This is a genomic window from Bradyrhizobium sp. MI1.7, assembly GCF_055811795.1.
This window is the reverse complement of the sequence record NZ_JBVVPO010000254.1, coordinates 1-532: the sequence shown is the minus strand read 5'-3', so window position 1 is coordinate 532 and position 532 is coordinate 1. Positions and strand designations below refer to the sequence as shown.

At 58.1% G+C, this 532-nt stretch carries 1 protein-coding gene; it reads left to right on the top strand.

Annotation, left to right across the window (positions count from 1 at the left end; all coding sequences use genetic code 11):
• Positions 1–532: AraC-like ligand-binding domain-containing protein (locus AC0L3X_RS47410; RefSeq protein WP_473317653.1), on the top strand; the 532-nt coding region annotated here is incomplete at both ends.

The window sequence follows — 532 nt, the reverse complement described above, 5'->3', positions numbered from 1 at the left end:
GTGATGACTCGATCGGAGTCGTCCTCTGTTCTCCCGGCAAAAGTCAACTATCGCAGCGCTGTCAAGAAATCGAGCTTAACGCCAGCGACGCCATCGCAATTCTGCATTCCGAGCCGGTCACCGTCACCTATGTCGACGGATTGCTATTCGGTCTTGCCGTACCGCGCGACGCGCTTGCACAGCGCGTGACGAACGTCGAAAGCCGCGCCATGCGGCCGATTTCTCACCGAAATGAAGCGCTCCGACTTCTCATGGCTTATCTCAAGTCGGCATTTAATGAGAGTGTTCTGGCCACCCCGAAGCTGCGAGATGCAGTCGTGACTCACATCCACGATCTCCTGGCGCTCGCAATCGTCGAGTGCGCTCCCTTGGGCGAGAGCAGTGCGAGCGCTGTCGTGACTGCGCGCCACGGCGCCGCCCTTGATTACATCGAGACACACTTTCAAGAACCAGGACTCAGCGTCGAGATGGTAGCTCGTTGCCAAGGCATCTCACCTCGCTATCTGCAGCGCCTGATGGCATCATCAGGATC